Raw genomic sequence first — 26386 nt, forward strand, 5'->3', positions numbered from 1 at the left:
GTGCCCAGGGTGAGCCAGGACCACCTCGACGCCCGCCGCCGTCAGATCCTCGACGGTGCGCGTGCCTGCTTCGCGCGCCACGGCTACGAGGGTGCCACGGTACGCCGTCTGGAAGAAGCGACGGGGCTCTCTCGTGGCGCGATCTTCCACCACTTCCGCGACAAGGAGTCGCTCTTCCTCGCACTCGCCGAGGACGACGCGCTGCGCATGGCCGACGTGGTGGCCGAACAGGGCCTCGTCCAGGTCATGCGCGACCTTCTCGACGAACCGGAGAAGCGGACCGAGGAGCACGCCGCGGACTGGCTGGGCACCCGCCTGGAGGTCTCCCGCAGGCTCCGCACCGATCCCGATTTCCGGGCACGCTGGGCAGAACGCAGTGAACAGCTCACCGCGGCCACGCGCCAGCGCCTCATCCGCCAGCGCGAAGCCGGCAACCTGCGCGACGACGTCGACGTCACCGTCCTGACGAGCTTCCTGGAGCTGGTCCTCGAAGGCCTGGTCTCGCACCTCGCCATGGGCCTGCCCGCGGACGACATGGAACCGGTGCTCGACCTCGTCGAAGAAACCGTGCGCCGGCACCGTCGGAGCTCTTGAAGCTTCTTCACGTAAGCCGCAGGGTGGACCCATGTCCACGCTGAAGACCGCCGCCCAGTTCTTCGCAGTGCGCACACTCCTGCGCGGCTATGCGCTCATCGGTGACCCGTACGCCAAGGTGATCACGTCGCCGCCGCACACCGACCCGTACCCGATGTACGAGACCGTGCGCGCCAAGGGCGACATGGTCCGCAGCAGGATGGGAGCGTACGTCACGACGTCCCGCGAGATCTGCGACTCGGTGCTGCGGGACGGCCGGTTCCTCACGATGACGTTCGACGAGGCGTCGATGGTGCCGATCACGCTGGTCAAGGACGGCGAGAAGATCGTCAACCCGGTGCAGGACTCGTTCCTGATGATGAACCCGCCGACCCACACCCGGCTGCGCAAGCTCGTCCAGCCGTTCTTCACGCCCCGCGCGCTGAAGGACCGCACCGAGTCCATCCAGAAGATCGTCGCGAAATACCTCGACGGACTCGACGGGCACTTCGACGTCGTAACGGAGTTCGCCTCCCAGGTACCCATGCAGGTCATCGCGGACCTGCTGGGCGTCCCTGACGACGACAAGCCGACCTTCGCCCGTTGGGGCAGCGCGCTCGCGGAGACGCTCGACGGCGTGTGGTCGCACAAGCAGCTGAAGAACCTGCACGACACGATCATCGAGTACAACGACTTCATCGACGGCCTGATGGACGAGCGCCGCCGCAATCCCAAGGACGACATCGTCAGCTACCTGGTCACCGAGCACGCGGACCTCAGCCGCGAGGATCTCGTTGCCACCACTGGGTTGTTGCTGTTCGCCGGGTTCGAGACGACGGTCAACCTGATCGGCAACGGCGTCCTGAAGGCGTTCGAGAACCCGCACACCGTCGCACCGCTCGCGCAGAGCCCCGAGTACGCCGAAGGGTTCGTCGAGGAGGTGCTGCGGCTCGACCCGCCCGTGCAGTACACGATCCGCTGGCCCAGGGAACGCCTGGAACTGGCCGGAGTCTCGCTCCCCAAGGGCATGCCCGTGATGCTGATGCTCGCGGCGGCCAACCGGGACCCGCGCGTCTTCCAGGATCCGCTCAAGTTCGACCCGACGCGGTCCAACGCGCGCGAGCACCTCGCGTTCAGCGCGGGCATCCACTACTGCATCGGCGCGGGCCTCAGCCGGATCGAAGGCGCCATCGCGTTGCACGAGCTCTTCAAGCGGTTCCCGAACCTCGCGCCGGACGGTCCGGTGGCGCGCCGGCGGTCGAAGCTGATTCGCGGCGCGTTGCGACTTCCGGTGCGAGCGAACGAAACCAAACGATCACTGGCGGTGAACTAGAGCTGACGTGGGGCGAAATTCGTCGCAGCACGTGCTCGACTTCACCCGGCTGGAGCAATGTTCGTGCCCCAATGACACATCTCCGTAGTGCATCCTTGAAGGCAGAGAGGGAGACCCGCCGCACCGCCGCCGCGACGGGCCTCCCTCTCGCCCTTTTCCAAGGCTTTATTCGACGCCGGACATGAGCTTCCGGATCGCCGGAGCCGCCACCGCGAGCGCGACACCGAGCACCACGGCCGCGCCGCCGAGCGTGAAGAAGTACGCCGACGGGCTCGTCGTGTAGAACTTCACGAGCTGCGCCGCGACACCGGTACCGGCCGACACCGCGAGGAACCACAGGCTCATCGTCTGCGACGCGAACGCCTTGGGCGCCAGCTTCGTCGTGACGGACAGGCCGACCGGCGAGAGCATGAGCTCACCGCAGGTCATGATCAGGAACATCACGACCAGCCACAGCGGCGTCACCTTGCCGTCGGCGGCCGAGTTGCTCGCGAAGTACATGAGCACGAACGACAGACCGACGAGCACCAGCGCACCGGCGAACTTGCGCGGCGTGGACGGCGCGCGGTCGGCGAGCTTCAGCCACAGCCACGCGAACACCGGCGCCAGCACGATGATCATGATCGGGTTGATCGACTGGAACCACGCGACCGGGAACTCCCAGCCGAACACGTGGTTGTCGACGTGCGAGTCCGCGAACTCCGCGATCACCGACGCGCTCTGCTCGAAGATCAGCCAGAACATGGCCGCCGCGATGAACAGCGGGATGTACGCGAGCACGCGCGGCTTCTCGACGGGCAGCGTCTTCTTGCTGCGCAGCATCACGGTGAAGTACGTGATCGGCAGGACGATCGACATGATGCTGATCATCAGGATGACGCCCTCGACGCCACCGAGCAGGTACGAGACCACGCCCAGCGCGCCGATCACGACGACGACACCGGCGATGAGGCCGTAGACGCGGCCCTTCTCGGCCTGGGGCAACGGGTTCGGCGCCACGGCAGCGGATCCGCGCAGGTTCTTGCGGCCGATGCGGTACTGGATCAGGCCGAGCGCCATGCCGACCGCGGCGACCGCGAAGCCGGCGTGGAAGCCGACGCCGTCCGCGAGCGCGCCGGTGATCAACGGCGAGACGAACCCGCCGATGTTGATCGCCATGTAGAACACCGTGAAACCGGCGTCCCGACGCGTGTCGTGCTGCTCGTACAAGCCACCGACGACCGTCGAGATGTTCGGCTTGAGCAGGCCGGTGCCGAGGACGATGAAGATCAGGCCCAGGTACACGCCCGCGATGCCGATGGGCAGCGCCAGGGCGATGTGGCCGCACATGATCAGCACGCCGCCGTAGAACGTGGCGCGCTGGCCACCGAACACGCGGTCCGCGAGCCACCCGCCGGCGACACCGGACATGTAGACCGCGGTGCCGTAGATGGCGACGACCGACAGGGCGAGCGCCTTGTCGACGCCCAGGCCGCCTTCGGCGACAGCTGTCCACAGGTAGAGGCCGAGGATGGCCTTCATGCCGTAGAAGGAGAACCGTTCCCACAGTTCGGTGAAGAAGAGCGTGGACAGGCCCCGGGGGTGCCCGAAGAAGCCTTTGTCCTGCTCGGAGATGCTGGCGCTAGGGGCGCTCACGGCCATCGTCCTCTCGTGTCAACGATGTCACGGCGGATCGGTGCACATTACGCCGAACGCTCGTACGGTTAGAAATCAGGGTTGCGTCCGAGTGGCCCAACTCTCATGCCGGGGTGCGCGATTGAGCGGGATTTGATGCACTGCTGGGATGGACTTGATCCAGGCGCACGGGTTGGCCATGACGGAGTTCGACCGGCGGGTGCGAGCGATCGCACCGGAGCAGTGGGTGCTCGGCACGCCCTGCCGGGAGTGGTCCGTCAGAGACCTCGTCGGACATCTGGTCTACGAACAGCTCTGGGCCCCTGAGTTGCTCGCCGGGTGCACCGTCAAACAGGTCGGGGACCGGTTCGACCACGACAACCTGGGCGACGACCCGCTCGTGTCCTGGGTGGTGGCGGCCGCGGCGGCGCGCGAGGCGTGGCTGGAGCCGGACGCGCTGGCCAAGTCCGTGAGCGTGTCGTGGGGGTCGATCGACGCCGAGGAGTACTGCTGGCAGATGACGACGGACCTCGCCGTGCACGCGTGGGATCTGGCGCGCTCGATCGGAGCCGACGAGCGGCTCGACCCGGACCTTGCCTCAACGGTCCTGGCGTACGTGGAGCGAAACATCGAACAATGGGGCGAAACTTCGATGTTCGACTCACCAGTACCGGTCGCGCCGGACGCAGATGACCAAACACGACTAATAGGACTGCTGGGACGTAAGCCCTAGCCCCTTGACGCATGTTGCTTAAGTTGCGCAGAGTAGTGCCACCGCCGCCCTTAGTCAGGAAAGTTACCTGTCGAAAGAGGTGGCAATGCGCAAGCTCGCCCCAGGGCTTTTCGCCGTGTCCGCGCTCGTGGCCTCCGTCCTGGCATCCCCTGCCGCCCAGGCCGCCGGTCCCAGCGCGTCGCAGCTGCTGGCCAAGCTCACGTCCTGCTCGCAGATCTCGAACGGCAAGTACCGCAGCGACACCGAGACGTCCGCGAACATCCCGGTCTGCGGCAAGAACGGCGCCGTTTGGTACAAGGCCGACCTCGACGTCGACTGCGACGGCCAGGTCACGTCGAAGTGCAACAAGAACACCGACCCGTGGTTCCAACCGGACACCGCCTTCCACGACTCGAAGGGCAAGCCGCTGGTCGCGGACAAGCTCCCGTACGTGGTGGTGCCGTCCGCGAGCGGCACGTGGGACTACCGGAAGTTCGGCATCCAGGGCGGTGGCGTCGTGGCCGTCATCTACAACAACAAGGTCGAGTACGCCGTTGTCGGCGACACGGGCCCGACGAACATCATCGGTGAGGCTTCGTACGCCACCGCCGTGGGTCTGGGCATCAACCCGAACCCGGAGAACGGCGGTACCGACGGCCCGGTGCACTACATCTACTTCAAGAACTCGAAGGTGTCCCCGATCGAGGACCACGGGAAGGCCACGTCGCAGGGCGAGGCCCTGGCCCAGAAGTTCCTCAACGAGAACTGAGCTGTCTTGAGCTGAGTACTTGAAGCGCCCCGTCCCGCATCCCCCTCTGCCTCCTGCGAGGCGGGGCGCTCCTCCCCCGGTCGCGGTCTGCCACATCCCCCCGGAGTGGCCGGCCGCAGGAGCCTTTCTACAGGCAGATCGTTGTCCGGTGTCGAAGCGCTTTGAGCGGACAACGTGCTCCGGACAACGTTTTGGTCTCCGGGGGGTTGCCCAACACAGCGCCAGCCCCGGCGCCGGATGCGCCGGGGCTGGCGGGTGCCGGACGGATCAGCCGACGTGTGATCGACGTCCGCACCGGTGGTTGGTCATGGGTGGACCGCTTCAGAACCCTGCCAGTCGCGCGTGACCGAGCTCTGAACGTCAGGTGACCTTCTGCTCCAGAGTGACGCACCTGATACCGACGGCGTCCTCGTGTTCCCGGGTCCGGACAAATCCGGCGCTCTCGTAGAACCTCAGGTTCCCGTCGCTCTGTGCCCCCGTGAAGAGCCAGACGACTCTTACCTCCGCGGGCGCGAGTGTGCTGATGCCTTCGAGCAGCCGCCTGCCGACGCCCGCGCCCTGGATGTCCGGCGCGACCGACAGCCGGGCGATCTCCATGCGGTCGTGCTCGATCCTGCTGCGCACCGAGCCGATCAGCCTCGGCCCGTCGAACGCTCCGAGCGCGGGCGTGCCGTCCTTGAGGTGCCTGGTGATCTCGTCGAGGGTTTCCACGAGGGGTGGCAAGTCCCACGCCCCGTACCGGCGGGCCTCCTCCAGGTAGGCGGCGCGCTGGATCGTCAGGACCTCGCCTGCGTGCTCCGCGGTGATCGGTCCGATGTGGACGTTCACGGCCCGGTGACCCCCGGCGTCCAGCTCTCCGGCAACCCGCTCTCGGTGAGGATCATCTGGTGCTCGTGGAACCCGGCCGGCGCATCGGGCTGCCACGGCCACTGCCCCTGCGGCGTCGGCACGATGAGCTGGATCGCCGCGAACTCCGACCCGTCGTAGAGCAGGTACGCACTCCCGAAGAACTCCGGGTAGAAACCCTTGTAAACCCGCTCGCACGTGACCGGCACCCCGTCGAAGAAGTTGTGGTACAGCTTCCCCGGCACGAACCTCTCCCCGTTGCTGGCCCGCACCACGTACATGTTGATCAGGTTCTCGCCCATCCCCTGCGGCAGCCCGATCACCACGGCCTCCGCCACGCCGAACCGCCGCCACGCCCCCACCGAGAACACATATCCCGGGCCCTCGGCGTCGGGGTTCACGATGATGTTGGTGTGGCCGTGCCGGTCGGCGGCGGAGAGCAGCCGGGCACGCAGTTCGATGTCCTCGTCGGAAAGCACGGGTTCCACCCTACGACTTAGAGCAGCTCCAAGGCTCCCACCTTCAGGCAGATTTGAAGCGAAACGATGGAGCCCGCGCCGGTTCGGCTCCTAGCTTTCCTCCATGCCCAAAAGAGAATCCAGCGTGGTGGGGCGCGAGTTCGGAAACGGTGTCCGCGCGATCATCGAACGCACGGGGCTCACCCAGCGCAGGCTCGCCGAGTTGCTCGGCTGGCAGGAAGCCAAGATCTCGGATCTGCTGGCGGGCAAGGGCGGCGTGACCGAACTGGAGGTCGCCACCCTGCTCGCGTACTGCCGCGCACCCCTCGCCGAACACGAGCGACTGATGGAGTTGTTCCGCGAGTCGGGCAACGTCTGGCTGCAGATGCCCGAGGACGGCGTGCCGGACCAGGTCCGCACGCTGATCGAGCAGGAGAAAGACGCCAACGAGATCATCGATTGGTCGATGATCTTGGTTCCAGGCCTTCTGCAGACCCACGAGTACATCGAGGCGGTCACCGCCGAGGCTCAAACGGTGTCGGCCGAGAACATGGCGAAGACCGTCGCCGCGAGGGCCGCGCGAGGAGAGATCCTCGAAGGCCGCCGCACATTCACCTTCTACGTGCACGAACAGGCGCTGTGGCTGCCGGTCGGCGGTCTCGACGTGTGGCGTTCCCAGCTGGTTCGCCTCTTGCAGCTGTCAGTGCGGACCTACATCTCCATCCGGATCGTGCCCCGGTCGGTCGGCGTCCACGCGGGTGCTTCCGGCGACTTTCGCCTGATGAAGTTCCCGAAGTACCCGCCCGTCGTCTACGTCGAGAGCCTGCGGTGCTGTCTGTTCTTCGACGACAAAGAGACGGTCGACCTCTACGAGAACGTCCTCAAGGCGCTCGCTGCCGTCGCCCTCGATGAGGAACAATCGAGGGCGGTGATCAACAGCATTCTGGAGGGCCTCGAATGACTGCCTGGCGCAAGAGCAGCTACAGCGGCGATGGCAACAACTGTGTGGAAGTCGGCCACGGCGTTGGCATCCGCGACAGCAAGGCTCCGGCCACTCACCTGACCGTCTCGGCAGCGGCGTGGTCCGCCTTCCTCAAGGACACCGTGGCTCGACGCCGGTGAGTTCAACGCTCTCCTCCCACACGCGGGCAGCCAGCTCGCCGTCCGCCAGCTGACCCCGCACGGGTTCGATCCGAGGTTCTCCGCAAAGCCCGAACACCCGCGGACCCACCATCTGGCCGCCTCGAAGGTCCGGGTCCAGCACCGCCCGCACGGCAGGCCATGCACCGGCGTCCTTGCCCTGCAACAAAAGTGCCGCGGGCAAGCTCAGCAACTTCCGTGGCGGCGTGAGCGAGTCCAGCGCGCCGCCGGGGTGGTTGACCACGCTCATCACCTCGGGCACGCGCCGGTCGAGCTCGAACGCGAACAGCATCTGCGCCTGCTTCGACCTGGCATAGGCGTCCTTGGGCGGCTCGTCCTTGCCCACGAAGCTTCCGGTCGTGACCACACGGCCTCCCACCAACAGTGGCATCAGCCAGTGGACCAGCGCGAAGTGGCCGAGGTGGTTGGTGGCGTACATCAGGTCGGCGTCGTCGATCTGGACACCGGCGTTGCACACGACCGCGTCGAGGCTGTCCAACTCATCAGCCGAGGTCTTCAACGAGGCGAGGTCCGACAGGTCCAGTTGTAGGTGCCGTAGGCGCGCATCGGGCACCACGGCACGGATGGACGCCATCGCGTCGTCAGCCTTCGCGGCGCTCCGACTCCCCAGAACGACGGTGGCGCCAGTCGTCGCGAGCTGTTCGGCGACGTGGTAGCCGATGCCCGCGTTGGCGCCGGTGACCAGGTAGGTCTTGCCCTCGGCGCGCGGCAGCCGGTGAACGTTCCAGCGAGTAGTCATGACACCACCATAACCGGAGTGACTCCGATTTCGGAGTGATTCCGGCTATGCTCGTGGGCATGGGACGCCGTGAACGCAAGAAGGCCGCCACCAGGGAAGCTCTGGCCGCAGCGGCGCGGGAGCTGTTCCTGGAGCGCGGGTTCGACCAGGTCACGGTCGCGGAGATCGCCGCGGCGGCCGACACGGCGGTGTCGACGCTGTTCGTGCACTTCCCCGGCGGCAAGGAAGCTCTCGTCCTGGGTGACCGAAGCGAACGCGAGCAGTCGCTGACGGCGGCCATCCGCGAACGGCCGACGAACGTCTCGATCCTCCAGGCCCTGCACGACTTCCTGGCGACGCGCGGCCCGTTCGACCCCGACCCCGCCCGGCAGGACACCCGGCTGGCCGACCTCGTGGTCGCCACTCCAGCCCTGCGCGCCTACGCCAGGTCGCTGTGGGTCAGCTGCGAAACCGCGCTCGCCCAGGTCATCGCCGACGAAACCAACGCCGACGAGTTCTCGATCAGGCAGCTCGCCCGGTACGTCCTGGAGATCCCCGACCTGGCCGGCACAGAACCCGACCCGCCCGCAGCACTGGCCACAGCGTTCGCCCGGCTGCAACGCGCATGGCCTGACCTCTAGAAATGCAAAAACGCCGGCCACGCGTGCGTGACCGGCGTTCGTGCAGTGGAAGGTCAGCCGACCTCGGCCATGACCTCGTCGGAGACGTCGAAGTTCGCGAAGACGTTCTGCACGTCGTCGCAGTCCTCCAGCGCGTCGATCAGCTTGAAGATCTTCTTCGCGCCCTCGACCTCCAGCTGCACGCTGACCGACGGCAGGAAGCTCGACTCGGCCGACTCGTAGTCGATGCCCGACTCCTGCAGCGCCTTGCGGACCGGAATCAGGTCACCGGCCTCGGACACGACCTCGAAGGCCTCGCCCAGGTCGTTGACCTCCTCGGCACCGGCCTCCAGCACCGCCAGCATCACGTCGTCCTCGGACGTGCCCGCCTTCGGCACGATCACGACGCCCTTGCGGCTGAACATGTACGCCACCGAGCCCGGGTCGGCCATCGAGCCGCCGTTGCGGGTCATCGCCGTGCGGACCTCGGTCGCGGCACGGTTGCGGTTGTCCGTGAGGCACTCGATGAGCACCGCGACGCCGTTGGGGCCGTAGCCCTCGTACATGATCGTCTGCCAGTCGGCGCCGCCGGCTTCCTCGCCGCCGCCGCGCTTGCGGGCGCGCTCGATGTTGTCCAGCGGCACCGAGTTCTTGCGGGCCTTCTGGATCGCGTCGTACAGCGTCGGGTTGCCATCCGGGTCCCCACCACCGGTGCGGGCCGCCACCTCGATGTTCTTGATCAGCCGCGCGAAGAGCTTGCCGCGCTTGGCGTCAATGGCGGCCTTCTTGTGCTTGGTGGTCGCCCACTTGGAGTGGCCGCTCATTTCTCCTCCGAACCAGTCAAACCACGAACCATGTCCACGAACAGGCGGTGGACGCGCTCATCCCCCGTGAGCTCCGGATGAAACGCCGTGGCCAGCACGTTGCCCTGCCTGACCGCGACGATCCTACCGGCGGCGTCGCCCGCCTCAGCCGTAACGGGCACCGTAGCGAGAACCTCGACGCCCTCGCTCACCGCCTCCACCCACGGCGCACGGATGAACACGGCGTGCACCGTCTCGCCGGCCAGGTCCAGGTCGGTCTCGAACGAGTCGACCTGCCGCCCGAAGGCATTCCGCCGCACGGTGACGTCCAAACCACCGAGCTGGTGCTGGTCCTCGCGGCCGTCGAGCACGTTGTTGGCCAGCAGGATCATGCCCGCGCACGACCCGTACGCCGGGAAGCCCTGAGCGATCTTGGCGCGCAACGGCTCGAGCAGCTCGAAGTTGTCCAGCAGCTTGGAGATGGTCGTCGACTCGCCCCCGGGAATCACGATGCCGTCGAGCTCGTCGAGCTCCTCGGGCCTGCGGATGGGCCGTGCGGTGACATCGCACTTGGCGAGAGAGATCAGGTGCTCCTGGACGTCGCCCTGCAGGGCGAGCACTCCGATGACGAGCGGGGCAGCGACAACCATGCCCACCAGCTTATTTGAGTCCCGGTTCGATCAGCGCGACCACCCGCTCCTCGGCACGCGAGTAGGGCCCGCCGATGTACTTCTCGGCGATCTGGTCGACGACCTCCCAGGCGGCGTCGCCCTCCAGCCACTCCACGACCCGGCCGCGCAGGATGACGGGCTGGAACGGGTTGTCCGCCTCCGTCAGGGAGATCGCGACCCGCGGGTCGCGGCGCAGGTTGCGGGCCTTCTGACTGCCGGGACCGGTCATGATCGCGATGTGGTCGCCGTGCGTGCCGATCCACAACGGCACCGAGTGCGGCGACCCGTCGGGCAGCAGCGTGGCGAGGTGGGCGAGCGAGGTGCCGTCGAGCACGCGGCGGAGGTCGGCGTCGATCATCGCTGCACCTCGTAACGGACGTGCGTGACACCGGGCGCGGGGACGACTTCGACGAGGTTGAGGTTGATGTGTTTCGGCAGCGCCTGGAAGAACGGGCGTCCTTGACCGAGCAGGATCGGGACCTGGTGCAGGATCACCTCGTCGACGAGGCCCGCTTCCAGGGCCGACGCCAGCACTCCGCCGCCCATCAGGCCGACGTCCTTGCCCTCAGCCAGTTCCAGAGCCGTTTTGATCGCATCCTCGACGTTCGTCGCGAGGGTCTGGCGAGAGGTGAGCTCCGGCGCCGGACGGTGGCTGAGCAGGACCATCTTCGCTTTCGGATGCGGACTGCCACCACCGAAGTGCTCGGAGTCCTCATAGGTGTTGCGGCCGGTCACCACCGCGCCGACCCGTGCGGCGAGCGAGTCGAAGACCGGGGCGCTGGCCGAGCTGAGCTTGAAGCCGTCGAACACCTGACTCGGGGTGTCGCCGTCGAAGTACCAGTCGAAGAGCATCCCGCCGTCGCCGAGCCCGTGTCCCGCCCTCGGGTTGCGGCCCGTGATGTACCCGTCGGCCGACACCGAGTGAGCGCTGATGACCTTGCCCATGATCGCCTCCTTGAGTTCCTTGAGGGAACCCTAGCAGTCTTTAGTTCCCTAAGGGAACCCCAAGCGCTAAACTCGGGGCATGCAGAGGACGGACTTCAGCAAGATGGCGTGCTCGATCGCGCGCACGCTCGACGTCATCGGGGAGCCGTGGTCGCCGCTGATCCTGCGCGACGTGTGGGTCGGCATGAGCCGGTTCGAGCAGCTCCAGGCGGACCTCGGGATCTCCCGCAAGGTCCTGACCGAGCGCCTCAACCACCTCGTCGACCACGGCGTGCTGGAGCGCCGCCCCTACGACAACCGCCCGCGCTACGAGTACGTGCTCACGCCGAAGGGCACGGAGCTGGTCGACCTGCTCATGGTCATGGTCGGGTGGGGAGACAAGTGGCTCGCGGGCGAGGCGGGGCCGCCCGTGCTCTACCGCCACCACGCGTGCGGGGAGATCAGCAACGTGGATCTGTGTTGCGCGAACTGCGGCAAACCCATGCACGCCAACGACGTCGACGTGCTCGCCGGACCTGGGGCCGCACAATAGAAACGAGCCGCCCCCTTTGTGAGGGGACGGCTCGTGATCATCACCGGTCGACGGGTCAGTCGACCGAGACGAGCTGCTCCTGCGCCGGTCCGACGGGCTGGCGCGACTTCACGAAGCGCCACCCGAGGAACAGCACCAGGGCGAGTCCGGGGATGGACCAGAACGCGATCCGCTCGGCGTCACCGGACGAGAACGCCATCTGCCCGACCACCAGCCCGAGGAACGCCAGCGTCAGCCAACCCGTGTACGGCGCGCCCGGCATGCGGTACGACGGCCGTTCGATCTCGCCGCGCAAAGCCTTCTGCCGCAACCGCATCTGGCAGATGATGAGCGTGGCCCAGGTCGACACGACGCCCAGCGACGCGATGGCGATCGCGATGTCGAACGCGTCCTTCGGGACGACGTAGTTGAGCACCACGCCGAGGACGTAGGCGACAGCGGTGAAGAGGATGCCGCCGTAGGGCACGTGGCGGGAGTTCATCTTGCCGGTGATCGCGGGCGCCTCGCCCTTCTGCGCCAGCGAACGCAGGATGCGGCCGGTGGAGTACAGACCCGAGTTGCACGACGACAGCGCGGCCGTCAAAACCACCGCGTTCATGATGTCGCCGACCGCCGGGATGCCCAGGGCCGAGAACACGGTCACGAACGGCGACTCGGTGCCGGTGTAGTGGTCCCACGGCAGCAGCATCGTCAGCAGCAGCACGGAACCGACGTAGAAGATCGCGATGCGGTAGACCACGCCGTTGATGGCACGCGGCATGATCTTCTGCGGGTCCTTGGTCTCACCCGCGGCGATGCCGACGAGCTCGATGGCCGAGTAGGCGAAGATCACGGCCTGCAGGGTCATCAGCGCGACGCCGAAGCCCGCCGGGAACAGGCCGCCGTGGCCCAGGGTGTTCGACACCGAGGCGGTGCTGCCGCCGATGTCGGCGTGCCCGATGACCAGGCCGATGCCCGTCACGAGGAACACGACGATGGCCGTGACCTTGATGACCGAGAACCAGAACTCCAGCTCACCGAAGAGCTTGACGGACAACATGTTGATGGCGACCAGGACCACCAGTGCGATCAGCGCGGTGATCCACTGCGGCATGTCCGGGAACCACTTGTGCATGTAGATCGCGACGGCGGTGATCTCCGCGATGCCGGTCATCGCCCAGTTGAGCCAGTACAGCCAGCCGGACGCGAAACCCGCCCACGGGCCGATGAACTCGCGGGCGTACTCCACGAAACTGCCGGCGACGGCGCGGTGCAGCACGAGCTCGCCCAGCGCGCGCATGACGAAGAACGCCGCGATGCCGCACACCGCGTAGGAGAGGATCAGCGACGGCCCCGCCGTGGCGAGGCGTCCGCCCGCGCCCAGGAAGAGGCCGACGCCGATCGCGCCACCGATGGCGATCATCTGCACCTGACGCTTGCTCAGCGACTTGGTGTAGCCGTCCGCATCAGTTTCCACAGAACTCACGAGGAGATTCCTTCCGAAAACGGAAAAATGCTCGCGTCGGAACCTCCCGCGCCCCGACGCGCTGATGCGTTGGGACCTTAGTGAGTGGCGGTCATCACCAAGTAATCACCTGGGGAAGGCTTAACGTAAGCGACATCACACAGGGCGTTGTTCAGGTCGTCCCAAATGTCCTCGACATGCTCAAGTCCGACTGAAATGCGCAGCAAATTGTCCGGAACTCCCGATGCCCGCAGTTCTTCACCGGGTACCAGGCGATGGGTGAGCGCCGACGGGTGCTCGATCAGGGTGTCGACGGAGCCCAGCGACACGGCCGGCGTGACCAACCGGAGCCGCCGCACGATCGACGTCGGATCCCCGTGCACGCCGAACGCGATCATGGCCCCGGTCCCCCGCATCTGCACCGACGCGGACGGGTAGCGCACGAACTCCACGGCGTCGTGCTCAGCGAGCCGCGCAGCCAGGATCGAAGCGCTTCGAGAGGCTGCCTCGACGCGCAACGGCAGCGTCGAAAGGCCTCGATGCAGCAGGTAGCCGCCCAACGGGTGGAGCACCGCGCCGGTGATGATCCGGACCTGCCGCAACGCCGCTGCCAGCACATCCGAGCAGGCCACGACGCCGCCGAGCACGTCGCCGTGCCCGCCCAGGTACTTGGTGCCGGAGTGCAGGACGTACGAGGCACCGTGCAGTGCCGGGTTCTGCAGGATCGGGGTCGCGAACGTGTTGTCGACCATCACCGGCACGGATCCGGCCTGGCGGACGACGTGCTCGATGTCGACGACGTCCAGGTTCGGGTTGGCCGGCGTCTCGACGACGATCAGCCCGGTGTCCGGCCGGATCGCGGACGACACCAGGCCTGCTTCGACATAGGTGGTGGAGACGCCCAGGAGACCGGACGACAGCAGGTGGTCGGTGCCGCCGTAGAGCGGTCGCACGGCCACGACGTGCGGCTTTCCGGCCATCACGCACGCTGCCTGGATCACCGCGGCCACCGCGGCCATGCCACTGCCGAACGCGACCGCGGTCTCGGTGTGTTCAAGCGAGGCGAGCGCCTGCTCGAACCGCGCCACAGTCGGGTTGTGCAGCCGCGCGTACACGGGCGACGAAGCCTGTGCGGCGCCGGTGGCCCACACACCCAGTGCTTCCCCGCCGAGTGCCTGGTCAGGCACGGGATAGGTGGTGGACAGGTCGATCGGGGGTGCGTGCACGCCGAGCTCCGCGAGGTCGTCGCGGCCGCCGTGCACTGCGATGGTCTCGATGCGCGTCATGGCCGGAATGGTGGAGACTTCCTCGTCAGAACGGTCGCTGAACCGCAGTGGATTCGATGGAACGGAGATTCGCCGTGCTGGATTCGATCGACGAGGCCATCGTGCGGGAGTTGCGGAAGGACGCGCGGCTGCAGAACAAGGACCTGGCCGAACGCGTGAACGTCGCGCAGTCCACGGCGGTCGTGCGGCACCGGGCGTTGCGGGAGCGCGGGGTGATCACCGGATATCACGCCGAGGTCGATCTGGGCGCGCTCGGACGGCATGTGCAGGCGATGCTGGCGCTGAAGATCCGTCCGCACACCAAGGAGATCGTCGACCCGTTCATGGCTTATGTGCTGTCGTTGCCCGAAACTCTTGCGCTCTCCCACGTGACAGGTCCGGAAGATTTCCTAGTGCATGTCGCGGTATCGGACGTCGGCCATCTGCAACGGCTTGTGCTCGACAAATTCACGAGCCGCCGAGAGGTGACAGAGGTTCATACGAATTTGCTCTTCTCGCACGTTCGCAAGCACTGATCCCGGTCCTTTCAGGCAGACCCGCAGACCCGACCGGCCGGTCATGTTACTTGCCGGTTACATCTTGACGCGATGGATGTTATCGCTCACAGTCTCTACGACCTCACACCCCAAAGTTCCTGCCCTGGTCGTACTCGGAAGATGTTAGCGCTAACACTTCGCTCCTGACGAAGGGAAGCTGCCATGCCGGTTGGGTTTGCGAGCACGAGATGGCGTCGCCGGTGGCGGTCCGGCTTGGCCTCGGCGGCCGCCATGGCGGTCGTGGGCGGGCTGCTCACGGTGGTCCCGACAGCGGCTTCGGCCGCCACGGTGGACACCTCCGCCTGGTACGTGCTGCTGAACCGCAGCAGCGGCAAGGCACTCGACGTCAACGGCGCGTCCACCGCGGACGGCGGCAGCCTCATCCAGTGGACCCGCAGCAACGCGAGCAACCAGCAGTTCCAGTTCGTGGACGCCGGCAGCGGTTACTACAAGCTGCGCGTGCGGAACTCCGGCAAGGTCGCCGACGTGCAGGGCGGCTCGACCGCCGACGGCGCCGCCATGGTGCAGTGGACCGACAACGGCGGCGCCAACCAGCAGTTCCGCCTCGCCGACTCCGACAGCGGATACGTCCGGCTGCTCAACCGCAACAGCGGCAAGGCGGTCGAAGTGCAGGGCGCCTCGGCCGCCGACGGCGCCGCCGTGGTGCAGTGGAGCGACTGGAACGGCAGCAACCAGCAGTGGCAGCTCGTCCGGGTCGACGGAGGTGGCGGCACTTGCGCGCTGCCGTCGACGTACCGCTGGACGTCGACCGGCCCGCTCGCGAACCCGAAGTCGGGCTGGGTGTCGCTGAAGGACTTCACCAACGTCGTCTACAACGGCCAGCACCTCGTCTACGCCACGACGCACGACACCGGAACGGCCTGGAAGTCGACGAGCTTCAGCCCGTTCACGAACTGGTCCGACATGGGCACCGCCACCCAGAACTCCATGTCGTTCGGCGCCGTCGCGCCGACGCTGTTCTACTTCGCCCCGAAGAACATCTGGGTGCTCGCCTACCAGTGGGGCTGGCCGGACACCTTCTCCTACCGCACCTCGACCAACCCCGCCGACCCCAACAGCTGGTCCGCGCAGCAGCAGCTGTTCACCGGCACCCTCGCCAAGGGAGCGCCGATCGACCAGACGATCATCGGCGACGGCACGAACATGTACCTGTTCTTCGCCGACGACCTCGGCAACATCTACCGCGCGAGCATGCCCATCGGGAACTTCCCCGGTAGCTTCGGCGCGAGTTTTACGAAGATCATGAGCGACACCGAGGCCAACCTGTTCGAAGCGGTCGAGGTCTACAAGGTGAAGGACCAGAACCAGTACCTCATGATCGTCGAGGCGCGCGGGGCGAGGGGACGCTTCTTCCGCTCGTTCACCGCCACCAGCCTGAACGGCTCGTGGACCCCGCAGGCCGACACCGAGAGCAACCCGTTCGCCGGCAAGGCCAACAGCGGCGCCACGTGGACCAACGACATCAGCCACGGCGATCTGGTGCGCGCCAACCCGGACCAGACCAAGACCGTCGATCCCTGCAACCTGCAGTTCCTCTACCAGGGACGTGACCCCGGTTCCGACGGCACGGACTACGGCCTCCTGCCGTACAAGCCGGGCGTGCTCACGTTGCAGCGCTAGCGGTGTGGCGGGCTCGGTGTGCTGCCGAGCCCGCTAGCCGGCGAGCCGGAGTGCGGGTGCGAGCTGGTCGCGGCCGTCGATGCCGAGCTTGCGGTAGACCTTCGTCAGGTGGATCTCGACCGTGCGCAGCTGCACGAACAGCGCGGCCGCGATCTCCCGGTTCATCTTCCCCTCGGCCGCCAGCGCGGCGACCCGGCGTTCGGACTCGGTCAGCCCAGCCGGCCCGGCGGCCAGCTCCTGCCGGATCTCCTCGGCCAGGTCCTCGACGCCGCAGTCGTCCGCGAGATCGACGGCTGTCCTGAGCTCGGCGCGGGCGGGCTTGACCCGTCCGGCGAGGTGCAGCGCGCGGCCGAGCGCGAAGTGGCTGCGGGCTCGTTCGAGCAACGCGTTCGTCGTAGCGAGCAGACCGACCGATTCTTCAAGCAGCGCAATGCCTTCCACGCCTCTGAGCACACCCTGTTCCCGCAACACGGCCGCCAACGGCAGCACCGCGCCCGTTGCGCGCGCCAAGAACTCCTCCGCGACCAGGTGGTCGCCTCCGAGAGGAAGCCGCCACGACGTGCTGTCGCAACCACGCGCACGGAGTCGTTCGCCGCAGTCCAGCAGGTCACGCACGCCGTCCTTGCGCCGCTCGGCCGCGATCCGCACCCTGCCGCGCGCGGCCAGCAGTGCCGGTGCGCCGAACAGATCCGGCACCTCGCCGGGCACGACCTCGAACACCTGCGCCGCCATCTCGACATCACCCATGTCCAGCAGGGCCAGCGAAAGTTCGGTCAGCGCGGCGAAGGTCGGCGTCGACACGCGCGCCGCCCCGCAGCTTTCGAGCATCGCCAGTGCTTCCCGCGCATCGGATTCCGCGGCCGCCAGTCGTCCAAGATCCCTGAGGCAGGCCGAACGCGCCGTGAGCGCCGCCGCGACGCACGGCCGGTGCTGCCACCTGCGTGCGATGGTCAACGCACGGTCCGCACGGGCATAAGCGGGCGCAAGCTCGCCACGCGTCCTGATGAGCGTGATCGCCCGCAGGTAGGGCTCGAACTCCGATGGCGTGGTGGGCACGACGTCCGGGTCGCCGACCGCGTCCGGTTCGAACTCCGGCTCCTCCCCCAGCAACGCCAGCAGCCCCGGCAGCGCGGGGTGCGCGGGATCGGCCTCGCCCAAGTGGTCCACGGCGGCCGGAACATCCACATAGGACTCCGCCTCACCGAGCTCCGCCAGCAGATCCTGAGATCCCGGCTCGTCCATCGCCCTGCGCAGATACCGGACGGCGTCCACGACCCGGTTGCGCGCGCGGGCCCGTCCGGCGGCGGACACCAGCACCTCGGTCGCCCACTCCTCGCCCAGCGGCCGAGTCTCGGCCAGGTGCTCGGCCACGGCTTCGGCCGACGCGCCCGTCTCGGTGAGCAGCCGGGCCGCGGCAGCGTGCAGGTCCTGGCGTTCGGTGATGGTCAGTTCTTCGCGAAGTGTGTTGCGCACCAACGGATGCACCAGCGATCCGGCCGCGCTCAACAAGCCCATCCGGTGCAGCGAGGCGATCGTTCCGGCGAGCTCGCACGCTTCGGTGCCGATCAGCTCGGCGACGCGCGGCAACGTGACCTCGCCACCCAGCACGGCCAGCGCGTGCAGCGCGTCGGGGGCGTGCGGGGCGAGGCGGCGCAGCCGGACGTTGACCGTGGGCAGCAACGCCGGCGCGGTCGCACCGGGGTAGGCGCGGATCAGGTTGAGCAGCAGCAACGGGTTGCCGCCTGCCTGCGTGCGGCAGAGCGTCACGAACTCGTCGTCGACCCGACGCCCCAGCTCCTGCTCGACCAGCGCGCGCACGCCGTCGAACGACAGCTCGTCCAGCCGGATCTCGCTGGTGCTCGCGGCGAGCAGTTCTTCGAGCGTCTGCGGCCCGGTGCACACCTCGCCCGCGCCGATCCCCGCCAGTGCGAACACCGGCAGGTGCTCGATGCGGTGCGGCAACGTGCTCAGCCACTGCAGCGAAGGCTGGTCGGCCCACTGCGCGTCGTCGACAACGATCGCCACGGGCCGTTCGCCGGCCATGCGCGCGAGTGCCCGGTGCAGGACGTGCAGCTCGGGCAACGTGACCGGCCCCGGTTCGGCGAGCTGGTCCGACTGCCCCAGCGCGGCTGCGATGCGCGGCAGGTGCTGCACCTCGTCCCCTGGCTGCACGCACACGAAAAGCCTGCTCACCAGCCCGAACGGCAGCTCGCGCTCCAGATAGCTCCCCCGCGCGGCCAGCACCGTGAACCCCCGCTGCGCCGCCAGCTCCCGCGCCACGGTGAGCAGCGCCGTCTTGCCGGCCCCCAGTCCCCCGGTCGCCACCACAAGATGCCCGTCGCCACGTGCCGCCGCCGACAGCGCACCCGCCAGCCGAGTCGTCTCCCGGTCCCGCCCGACCAGTCCAGGTTTCGCAGCCATGGGTCCATCTGAGGCCTGTCGCCCATCAGCCCCCTATTGCGAGGGCATCGCACCCCCACATGCCACCCGAGTGCGCCTCGCCGCCGACCCATGAGCGAGCGACCACGCCGATCAGCCCCAACCCGGCCATGATCGCCACTCCGGCACGCTCAACCGCCCCCAAGAACGAACGACAGCCCTTCACGCGACACCGATCAGCCTCAACCCCGCCGTGGTCGCCGCAGCCAGCACGATCACCGCGATGAACGGCAGCTTCCGCCACGCCGCGAGCCCGCCGACCACCACACCGATCGCCAGCGCCCAGCCGCCGAACTGCTTCCCGTTCGTCAGCGCCGACACCGCCACCAGCGCCAACAACAACACAGTGGCCGACGCCGAGAGGAGCTCGCGGACCTTCTCCGGCAGCGTGAACCGGTCCCTGAGCAGCGGCCCGGCCAGCCGGATCGCGAACGTGCCGGCGGCGAGGATCAGGACTGCGGCGACGGGCACGGCTCCTCCTTCTTGGTCTTGAACACCAGCAACCCGGCCAGCGCGAGCAGCACCGGCACACCCGCGGGCAGGAACGGCGTGGTCGCGAGCGCTATCGCCGCACCGGCCAGCGCCGCGTTGCGCGTCGAGGCGTCCTTCAAAGCAGGCAGGGTCAGCGCGAGCATGGCCGCCGGGAACGCCGCGTCCAGCCCGAACGTCGCCGGATCCCCGATCGCCTGCCCCGCGAGCGCCCCGATGAGCACCCCGGCGTTCCAGCTGAAGAACAACGACACGCCGCACGCCCAGTACGCCGCACGCGCTCTCGCGGGATCCTTCTGCGCCATCGCGAAGGCCGTCGACTCGTCGATCAGCAGGTGGCTGCCGACGATCCTGGCCAGCGGGTTCCTGCCCAGCACGTCGCCGATCGCCAGCCCGAACGGCAGGTGCCGCGCGTTGAGCACGAGGCCGGCCAACACCGCAGCGGCAGGGCTGCCACCAGCGGCGACGATGCCCACAGCCATGAACTGCGAGCCGCCCGCGAAGATCACCAGCGACATCAGCACCGGCATCCACCACGGCAGGCCCGAGCCCACCGAGATCGCGCCGAACGAAGCGCCGGTCACCGCGGCACCTAATGCGACTGCGGCCACGTCACGCAGAAGCACAGCATCAAGGGTTCGCCATATCGAACGCATCACCCATTACGATGAACACCTGAACGGGTGTTCGTCAAGCCGAACGGATGGACTTCTGTGTCGAACGCACCACTCGACCTCATCGCGGCCAACCTCCGCCGCGAGCGCGACCGCACCGGCATGTCGCTCTCCGACCTGGCCCGCAAGGCCGGAATCGCCAAGTCCACGCTCTCCCAGCTGGAATCCGGCGCCGGCAACCCGAGCGTGGAGACGTTGTGGGCCCTCGGAGTCGCCCTGGGCGTCCCGTTCAGCCGCCTGGTCGAACCCGCCGTCCCGCGCGTCCAGGTGATCCGAGCCGGCGAGGGCCCGGTCATCCACTCCGAGCGCGCGCACTACTCCGCCACGCTGCTGGCCGCCTGCCGTCCGGGCACCAAGCACGACATCTACTGGCTGGCCCTCGAACCCGGCGGCGCCCGCGAGTCCGAGCCGCACGTGCCCGGCAGCGTCGAGCACATGGTCGTCGCCTCCGGCCGCTGCCTGGCCGGCCTCGCCGAGGACCCGGTCGAACTCGGGCCCGGCGACTACATCGTCTATCCCGGGGATCTGCCGCACATCTGCAAGGCGCTCGAGCCGGGCACGACCGCGATGATGGTCATGGAGCACACGGCCTGACTTTCTCGACACGAGAGAGGTTCAATCACTCAGTTCCGAATCATTCAGGTCCGCCATGAGAAGATACGGCGTCATGTACCTAATTAACGACATACGTGAGTTCGCGCAAATGATTGTCTCTGCCGGCAGGGCGAGCTTAAAACGCTCCCGCCAGCTGAAGCGGATTCCTTCCGGATGCGGTTCACCTCGCGCAATACGCATGAGCTGAAGCGTAGAAACGGAGGGGTTTCGAGCCGCCATCGAAACAATAGCAGAGGCGGATTCTGAGTGAACTCGAGAGGCAGTCGAATCATAGTATCGCAAAAGAGATTTAGTCCCGCACCAGCTGTTTCTCTGAAACGCCGAAACGGTTATCGAAGACAGTGTCAAGCCAACAGCGACTAAGCATGCATACACAATCGGCATAGGGGCTAGAAGGTATCCCACCCCGGCCACTGCAACCGAAGTAAGAACTGCACCAACGACCGCACCTATCGATACACATGCCAACATGTCGGTAGCTCTATTTCTTCGCGGAGAAATAGTGGCAGTTGCCGCCAAGAGGGCCGATCTTCCTGGCCATGCAATCCCCGCCTCTAGAACCTCCCCCAATACGCTACCCCGAGTGAGCCAACAACGATGCCAACCATTACGGCGTCCGGCTGCAGCCGAAGCCTTGCGTTCCAGTATTTCTTCGACCTGCATCAAACGAAGACGCCGCAGTACGCTCCTATGATGAATGGACCCGAGAGCGAGGATTCGACCCCACGTCCTCGCGCCCTCTTCAGCAATGGAGAATTGCGCCAATGCGTGAGCTAGAACCGCAGGCTCGTCAAGCGCTTTGATGAGAAGTGGCGAGTATTCCGAAACCGCGCCCTCACCCATTGAATAGATCAACTGAAGTGCCCCTGCAGGATCTAGCCTGAGATATGGCAGAATAAGGTTCTTGAGCTCGGCGGTGGACTCATTTGCCGCCTGCATGAAGAACCTTGCGAGATAGTTAGTCTGCACATCGCTTGTCGCCCCGTCAACAAGCTCGCGATCTCGCAGAACAACCGCTACCTGGCGAAGCAGGTGAAACCACTGCTCGTTTCTATCACTAGAATGGAAGCGGGCGACCGATTCAGCTATTTCCATCAACTTGTCGACTGCATAGCCGTCATCATACGGCTGGGTATCCAATATCACCCGCAAAGCCAGATCCCAGCCACCGTGCTCAAGAACCCACCGAACCCTTTCTCTCCGTATGTGTCTATTATCCTCAAGGGCGGTTGCAAAGACTATAACCTCAGAGAATCTTTCTACGGCCCGCCTCGAGTCCATTGCCTCATTGCCATTCTCCACATTGGACGTAATTGTGCACCAGGAAGAAACGGCACCCTGCGCGATGAACTGGCCGGCGAGGAACTCACAAAAAGTCAGGTGAACAAATCTGAGAGTTTCCTCTCGCTTCTCCTCGGTAAACAATCCCGTGTCACGCGAAAGTTCACGCAAAAGACGGCCAGCCTCGAAATCCGAGATTCCCTCGTTGACCTCCTTAATAATCCGCACTGCAGCGTCGAAGCGTAAGGTATTACGAGACTGCTTCCCATCGAGCAAGTGTTCGAGCGCAAGTCGACCGAGAATCTGCTGACGGTTCCGGCGCAGGAGATTCAAGCCGGTAGTCAATCCGAGCTGACGCCCACGACGCCGAACCAGAAGTTCATCGGTGACAGCCCTATAGAAATCCGGTCGCGTTTCAGGGAGCTCCTCACCACCCGTTATTTGATCAGTAGCCACGTACATCGCAAGGATGAGCGGCGTCTGGCACATACTCCGAATATTTGGTTGCGCTGAAAGGTTGGCAAATATTCTAGCCAACTCGCGATGTGGATGAGACTTGTAAGGCCACTTACTCAGGAACTCGTACATATCATCAGGAGTAAACGGCTCCAGCGTGAGATGCGATTCGAACTTCGAAGAAAATTCCTCCGGAAGATTGACATACAGCTGGCGCCTGGTGGTCAGCACTATTTGATTTTTTGGGTTTCTGCGCCCGAGCTCCTCACAAAAAGAACTTATGTCTTCCGACACTTTGTCGAAATCGCTTGTCTTGACCTCATCCAGGCCATCAAGCATGACCGTAACCCGGCCATCGTTCAAAAACGATTCGAATAGATCCTCGCCAGAGTACGCCTGAACCGATGTGACATGCGATTTGACAATATCAAGAAGACTACGGCGCTCAGCACCGCCCTCGACCCCGGTGCGCACATCGAGGTTCTTCAATTCGATGAGAACTGGAATTCGTCCAATTTGCCTGGCAATGATTGCGATTTGACAGATGTCTCGATATATTCGCTTGACGAGCGTCGACTTTCCGGACCCAGGGTCTCCGATAAGAAGTACCCGTCGATACTCGTCACCGTGAGCCACCTGAACGGCCGACACCCTTCCATGCTCTGAGGAAACAGCCGTGAGCGGAACGAACATGCGGTCAAGGTTCAACTCGACCGGAATTGCGGCCGGAACCATCACTTTTGCCGAGCTTGCAGCCAGCCGGTTGATCGCGAAGTCACGCAGGCTCAGTCTCGCAGCAAGGCGTGGACGCAAATATGCTGCAAGTCGGTAACCCACACCTCGAACAACGTAAGTGGGAAACTTCTCCAGTCCGAGAGCTCGCGTTACCGATTTGGCATACTTTCGACGTTGATAGATGTAGGTAACCAGCGCTACAAGCACGCCAGACGACGAGATGACCGGGAACGAAAGCAGGCTCATTGGTCACCTCTGTTGCTGTCATCAATGACGGTGTTCGACGACACGTTGGTCGAAATGCGGCCGTTGCTCGTTACGACGAAGCATCAGGTTCACCCATTTGATGGCTCACCTTGGTCATGGGTGGCCCGATCACCCCTGTGAGCAGGCCACCCAACGATCTGAGCTCTAGTAGAAGGCGGGCCGGAAGCCGCTCCACCCGGAGCCGACCTGCACCGCCGTGGACAACGTGCCGTCGCCCTCTCCACCCCACCGCCACAACGTCGAGTCGCTCGACCGCACCGCCACGATGTCCGCGCGAGCGTCACCGTTCACGTCGAGCACGTTCAGACCGGAGAACCCGGCCCACCCGGCACCGACCTGACGCCCACTGGAGAAGGTGCCGTTTCCGTTGCCCTCCCAGAAGAACAGCTCACCGGCCGTGTTCACGCCCCACAGGTCGCCGTCGCCGTCACCATCAGCATCCCCGCCGACGAAGCGCGGGAACGACGCCCAGCCCTCGCCGATGAAGATCCGCGCCGAGAACTTGCCGGAGCCCTCGCCGGGGTACCAGTAGAGCCGCCCGCCGTCGCGGCCGACGATGTCCGCGCGGTTGTCGCCGTTCACGTCCAGCACCGCGAACCACTCCAGCGTCTGCCACCCGGAACCGGAGTTGGCGAGCTTGGTGAACGTGCCGCGGCCCGAGTTGTGCCAGTAGTGCAGCGAACCGTCGGTGTCGGTGGCGATGATGTCCGCGAAGCCGTCGGCGTTCGTGTCGCCCACGCCGATCCGGTTGAACGACGCGGACCAGCCCGGTCCCACTTCAACAGACGCCCCGAATTTTCCGGTCGACGTGCCGGGGTAGAGGCGCATCGTGTTGTCCGGGCCGACCGCGAGCAGGTCGTCGTAGCGGTCGCCGTTCACGCTCTCCGCGGAGAGGCTGCGCGCCGAGGTCCACCACGTCGTCTGCTTGCGCGCGCCCGCCCAGCTGAAGCTGAAGTGGATGTGGTCGGTGTGCGGCGACTCTCCGCTGTAGGCCTGCCAGCCGGACGAGGCCTCGTAGGCCTTCCAGATCTTGTGGTTCCAGATCATGTACATGATGCCGAGCCGCCGGGCCAGCGCGTGCTTGTTGCCGTACTGGTCGGTCGCGAGCAACCAGTTGATCACATCGGCGGCCTGCGCGGCCTGGGTGGAGTTCGTGGCGTCGAACGGGTAGTCGAGCGCGCGGCCTTCCTTGTGCTCGCTCTGGCCGCCCGAGTCGCAGGCACGGACCATGCCGAGGTCGGCCCGTCCGTACTCGGCCTTGAGCAGGTCGCGGAACCCGACCACGCCCGGCTTGGCGTCCGGGTCGCACGTCGTCTGGCCCACGTAGGTGGCGTACTTGTCGATCGCCGCGCCGAACGCGGGCGTCGGCGGTGCGGCGGAAGCAGGCACAACGAGCGCTAACGAGATGACAGCGGCGCTCAGCGCTACGAGCATCCTTTTCACGGTTGGTCTCCCCTGTCGAGTGGTTGGCGCTGAGCCTGGGGAGGCGGGCTACACGGCCCCTACACGCACTCCACACGTCTCGACCGGCTCCCGTTCCACTCCTTGGCCGGGCGATCATCGGGGCGCTATACACCGGTGGTGACCCTGCCGCCCGTGGTTTCCGGAGCACGCCCGTTGCTCGGCCACACCCTGGAGTTCCTGCGCGACCCCGGTGAGCTGGTGCGGCGCGGACAGGCCGAGCACGGCCGGATGTTCTCGGTGCGGCTGCCGGGCGGGCCGGGGATCGTGTTGCTGGGGCAGGACAACGCGAAGTTCTTCCACGCCGAGTCGGACGCGCTGCGGTTGTCGATCCGCGAGTCCTACCGGTTCCTCAGGCACATGTTCGGGCAGAACACGTTCTGGCTCGCTCCGCACGAGGAGTACCTGAGGCAACGGGCGGTGCTGGCGCCGCAGTTCGCCGGCGGACGGGTCAGGCTGCACGTCGCGGAGATGGACCGCAGGACGAACGCGCTCATCGACTCACTGCCGGACACCGGCACGGTCGAGCTGACCGACCTGCTCGGGCCGCTGGTGATCGAGATCGCCACGTCGCTCTTCCTCGGCGACGACGCGGCCGCGCGGTTCTGCGGGCTGTTGACCGAGTTCCGGGCGTTCGCGGGCGGCATGGACCCGTTGCTGCCCGGCTGGGTGCCCGCACCGCATCTGCTGCGGAGCCACCGTGCGCGCGACCGGCTGCGGCGGATCACGTCGGCGCTGGTGGCCGAGCGACGCGCGATCCCGGCGGAGGAACCGGACTTCCTGGAGCTGATGGCGAACGCGCCGTTGCGGGACGACGACTTGCTGGTCGATCTCGTGGTCATGCTCGTGTGGGTCGGGCACGAGACCACGACCGGGCATCTGGCCTGGGCGTTGATCGATCTCCTGCGGCATCCGCACGAGCTGGCGCGGGTGGGCGACGAGGCGTTCCTCGGCCGGGCGCTGAAGGAGTCCGAGCGGCTGCACCCGGTGACCGCCGTGCTCGCCCGCAAAGCCACTGTGGACATTCCACATGAGACTTACGTCATACCGCGCGGCGCGACCGTGATGTTGCATCCCGGTGTGTCGCACCGGGATGCGGCCGTGTTCCAGAATCCCGGCGAGTACCGGCCGGACCGGTTCCTCACCGAACCGGCGGCGGCGCTGCAGGCGTTCGGCGGCGGCATCCACCGCTGCCTGGGCGAACACTTCGCGCAGCTGGAGATGAAGGTCGTGATCACGCGGCTCGGAACGGCCCTTCGAGGTGCACGCCGAGCGGCCTGGCCCCGACCCCGTCCGGCAACGCGGCC

The 26386-nt window shown here is 66.3% G+C and carries 27 protein-coding genes; 12 read left to right on the forward strand and 15 right to left on the reverse strand.

Annotated features, from left to right (window positions below; all coding sequences use genetic code 11):
• Complete coding sequence (locus ABZX92_RS21125) at positions 1–594, forward strand: TetR/AcrR family transcriptional regulator (protein ID WP_030470246.1); 594 nt, start codon at positions 1–3, stop codon at positions 592–594.
• A gap of 31 nt (positions 595–625) precedes the next feature.
• On the forward strand, positions 626–1906 hold the full coding sequence (locus tag ABZX92_RS21130) for a cytochrome P450 (protein WP_355561814.1): 1281 nt from the start codon (positions 626–628) through the stop codon (positions 1904–1906).
• A 165-nt stretch (positions 1907–2071) separates the two neighbouring features.
• On the opposite strand, the gene ABZX92_RS21135 is transcribed toward ABZX92_RS21130, so the two are convergent.
• Positions 2072–3541, reverse strand: a complete 1470-nt coding sequence (locus ABZX92_RS21135; RefSeq protein ID WP_355561817.1) for a peptide MFS transporter — start codon at positions 3539–3541, stop codon at positions 2072–2074.
• A 148-nt stretch (positions 3542–3689) separates the two neighbouring features.
• Between ABZX92_RS21135 and ABZX92_RS21140 the strand changes: the two genes are divergently transcribed.
• Positions 3690–4253, forward strand: coding sequence for a TIGR03086 family metal-binding protein (locus tag ABZX92_RS21140; protein WP_355561820.1), 564 nt, complete (start codon positions 3690–3692; stop codon positions 4251–4253).
• Between the two features lie 85 nt (positions 4254–4338).
• Complete coding sequence (locus tag ABZX92_RS21145) at positions 4339–5001, forward strand: glycoside hydrolase family 75 protein (protein WP_355561823.1); 663 nt, start codon at positions 4339–4341, stop codon at positions 4999–5001.
• A 360-nt stretch (positions 5002–5361) separates the two neighbouring features.
• Here ABZX92_RS21145 and ABZX92_RS21150 read toward each other — a convergent pair whose 3' ends face one another.
• Both ABZX92_RS21150 and ABZX92_RS21155 read right to left on the reverse strand, forming a co-directional pair.
• The gene (locus ABZX92_RS21150; protein WP_355561825.1) at positions 5362–5829 is read right to left on the reverse strand and encodes a GNAT family N-acetyltransferase; all 468 of its coding nucleotides are present in this window, start codon (positions 5827–5829) and stop codon (positions 5362–5364) included.
• Positions 5826–6326: a DUF4262 domain-containing protein gene (locus tag ABZX92_RS21155; protein ID WP_355561827.1), complete on the reverse strand. Its 501-nt coding sequence runs from the start codon at positions 6324–6326 to the stop codon at positions 5826–5828. Before ABZX92_RS21155 ends, ABZX92_RS21150 begins: the two co-directional genes overlap by 4 nt.
• A gap of 103 nt (positions 6327–6429) precedes the next feature.
• On the opposite strand from ABZX92_RS21155, the gene ABZX92_RS21160 reads away from it, so the two are divergent.
• Positions 6430–7266 (forward strand): helix-turn-helix transcriptional regulator, encoded by an 837-nt coding sequence (locus tag ABZX92_RS21160; protein ID WP_355561829.1) that lies wholly within the window; start codon positions 6430–6432, stop codon positions 7264–7266.
• Complete coding sequence (locus ABZX92_RS21165) at positions 7263–7427, forward strand: DUF397 domain-containing protein (protein ID WP_355561832.1); 165 nt, start codon at positions 7263–7265, stop codon at positions 7425–7427. Before ABZX92_RS21160 ends, ABZX92_RS21165 begins: the two co-directional genes overlap by 4 nt.
• Here ABZX92_RS21165 and ABZX92_RS21170 read toward each other — a convergent pair.
• Entirely contained in the window at positions 7399–8205 is an 807-nt protein-coding gene (locus ABZX92_RS21170) for an SDR family NAD(P)-dependent oxidoreductase (RefSeq protein WP_355561835.1), read from the reverse strand. The two genes, ABZX92_RS21165 and ABZX92_RS21170, sit on opposite strands and share 29 nt — an antisense overlap.
• Positions 8206–8264: 59 nt before the next feature.
• On the opposite strand from ABZX92_RS21170, the gene ABZX92_RS21175 reads away from it, so the two are divergent.
• Positions 8265–8825: a TetR family transcriptional regulator gene (locus ABZX92_RS21175; protein WP_355561838.1), complete on the forward strand. Its 561-nt coding sequence runs from the start codon at positions 8265–8267 to the stop codon at positions 8823–8825.
• 53 nt (positions 8826–8878) lie between these two features.
• On the opposite strand, the gene ABZX92_RS21180 is transcribed toward ABZX92_RS21175, so the two are convergent.
• Genes ABZX92_RS21180 through ABZX92_RS21195 form a run of 4 tightly spaced genes read right to left on the reverse strand, consistent with a single transcriptional unit; the run spans position 8879 to position 11223 of the window.
• Entirely contained in the window at positions 8879–9628 is a 750-nt protein-coding gene (locus ABZX92_RS21180) for a YebC/PmpR family DNA-binding transcriptional regulator (protein ID WP_355561841.1), read from the reverse strand.
• Positions 9625–10257, reverse strand: a complete 633-nt coding sequence (gene pdxT / locus ABZX92_RS21185) for a pyridoxal 5'-phosphate synthase glutaminase subunit PdxT (protein ID WP_355561844.1) — start codon at positions 10255–10257, stop codon at positions 9625–9627. Before pdxT ends, ABZX92_RS21180 begins: the two co-directional genes overlap by 4 nt.
• A gap of 10 nt (positions 10258–10267) precedes the next feature.
• Positions 10268–10636: a PPOX class F420-dependent oxidoreductase gene (locus tag ABZX92_RS21190; RefSeq protein WP_355561846.1), complete on the reverse strand. Its 369-nt coding sequence runs from the start codon at positions 10634–10636 to the stop codon at positions 10268–10270.
• Positions 10633–11223, reverse strand: coding sequence for a dihydrofolate reductase family protein (locus ABZX92_RS21195; protein ID WP_355561849.1), 591 nt, complete (start codon positions 11221–11223; stop codon positions 10633–10635). Before ABZX92_RS21195 ends, ABZX92_RS21190 begins: the two co-directional genes overlap by 4 nt.
• Positions 11224–11302: 79 nt before the next feature.
• Here ABZX92_RS21195 and ABZX92_RS21200 point away from each other — a divergent pair, with 79 nt between their 5' ends.
• Complete coding sequence (locus ABZX92_RS21200; protein ID WP_355561851.1) at positions 11303–11755, forward strand: helix-turn-helix domain-containing protein; 453 nt, start codon at positions 11303–11305, stop codon at positions 11753–11755.
• A 55-nt stretch (positions 11756–11810) separates the two neighbouring features.
• Here the strand turns inward: ABZX92_RS21200 and ABZX92_RS21205 are convergent, their stop codons facing one another.
• Positions 11811–13157 (reverse strand): amino acid permease, encoded by a 1347-nt coding sequence (locus ABZX92_RS21205; protein WP_355561883.1) that lies wholly within the window; start codon positions 13155–13157, stop codon positions 11811–11813.
• A 140-nt stretch (positions 13158–13297) separates the two neighbouring features.
• On the reverse strand, positions 13298–14485 hold the full coding sequence (locus tag ABZX92_RS21210; RefSeq protein WP_355561854.1) for a PLP-dependent transferase: 1188 nt from the start codon (positions 14483–14485) through the stop codon (positions 13298–13300).
• A gap of 74 nt (positions 14486–14559) precedes the next feature.
• Between ABZX92_RS21210 and ABZX92_RS21215 the strand changes: the two genes are divergently transcribed.
• Positions 14560–15000: an Lrp/AsnC family transcriptional regulator gene (locus tag ABZX92_RS21215; RefSeq protein WP_355561856.1), complete on the forward strand. Its 441-nt coding sequence runs from the start codon at positions 14560–14562 to the stop codon at positions 14998–15000.
• Positions 15001–15183: 183 nt separating this feature from the next.
• Positions 15184–16662: a non-reducing end alpha-L-arabinofuranosidase family hydrolase gene (locus tag ABZX92_RS21220; RefSeq protein ID WP_355561859.1), complete on the forward strand. Its 1479-nt coding sequence runs from the start codon at positions 15184–15186 to the stop codon at positions 16660–16662.
• 33 nt (positions 16663–16695) lie between these two features.
• On the opposite strand, the gene ABZX92_RS21225 is transcribed toward ABZX92_RS21220, so the two are convergent.
• From ABZX92_RS21225 to ABZX92_RS21235, 3 genes are all read right to left on the reverse strand, one after another.
• Complete coding sequence (locus ABZX92_RS21225) at positions 16696–19083, reverse strand: BREX system ATP-binding domain-containing protein (protein WP_355561862.1); 2388 nt, start codon at positions 19081–19083, stop codon at positions 16696–16698.
• Positions 19084–19263: 180 nt separating this feature from the next.
• The gene (locus ABZX92_RS21230; protein WP_355561865.1) at positions 19264–19572 is read right to left on the reverse strand and encodes an AzlD domain-containing protein; all 309 of its coding nucleotides are present in this window, start codon (positions 19570–19572) and stop codon (positions 19264–19266) included.
• Entirely contained in the window at positions 19551–20246 is a 696-nt protein-coding gene (locus tag ABZX92_RS21235) for an AzlC family ABC transporter permease (protein ID WP_355561868.1), read from the reverse strand. Before ABZX92_RS21235 ends, ABZX92_RS21230 begins: the two co-directional genes overlap by 22 nt.
• Positions 20247–20303: 57 nt before the next feature.
• Here ABZX92_RS21235 and ABZX92_RS21240 point away from each other — a divergent pair, with 57 nt between their 5' ends.
• On the forward strand, positions 20304–20858 hold the full coding sequence (locus tag ABZX92_RS21240) for an XRE family transcriptional regulator (protein ID WP_355561871.1): 555 nt from the start codon (positions 20304–20306) through the stop codon (positions 20856–20858).
• Between the two features lie 21 nt (positions 20859–20879).
• On the opposite strand, the gene ABZX92_RS21245 is transcribed toward ABZX92_RS21240, so the two are convergent.
• Both ABZX92_RS21245 and ABZX92_RS21250 read right to left on the reverse strand, forming a co-directional pair.
• The gene (locus ABZX92_RS21245) at positions 20880–23597 is read right to left on the reverse strand and encodes an NACHT domain-containing protein (RefSeq protein WP_355561874.1); all 2718 of its coding nucleotides are present in this window, start codon (positions 23595–23597) and stop codon (positions 20880–20882) included.
• 165 nt (positions 23598–23762) lie between these two features.
• Positions 23763–25052, reverse strand: a complete 1290-nt coding sequence (locus tag ABZX92_RS21250) for a VCBS repeat-containing protein (RefSeq protein ID WP_355561877.1) — start codon at positions 25050–25052, stop codon at positions 23763–23765.
• A gap of 162 nt (positions 25053–25214) precedes the next feature.
• On the opposite strand from ABZX92_RS21250, the gene ABZX92_RS21255 reads away from it, so the two are divergent.
• A partial coding sequence (locus tag ABZX92_RS21255; RefSeq protein ID WP_355561880.1) for a cytochrome P450 occupies positions 25215–26386 on the forward strand: 1172 nt, incomplete at its 3' end.

It is taken from the genome of Lentzea sp. NPDC006480 (genome assembly GCF_040611995.1).
Classification (GTDB): Bacteria; Actinomycetota; Actinomycetes; order Mycobacteriales; family Pseudonocardiaceae; genus Lentzea.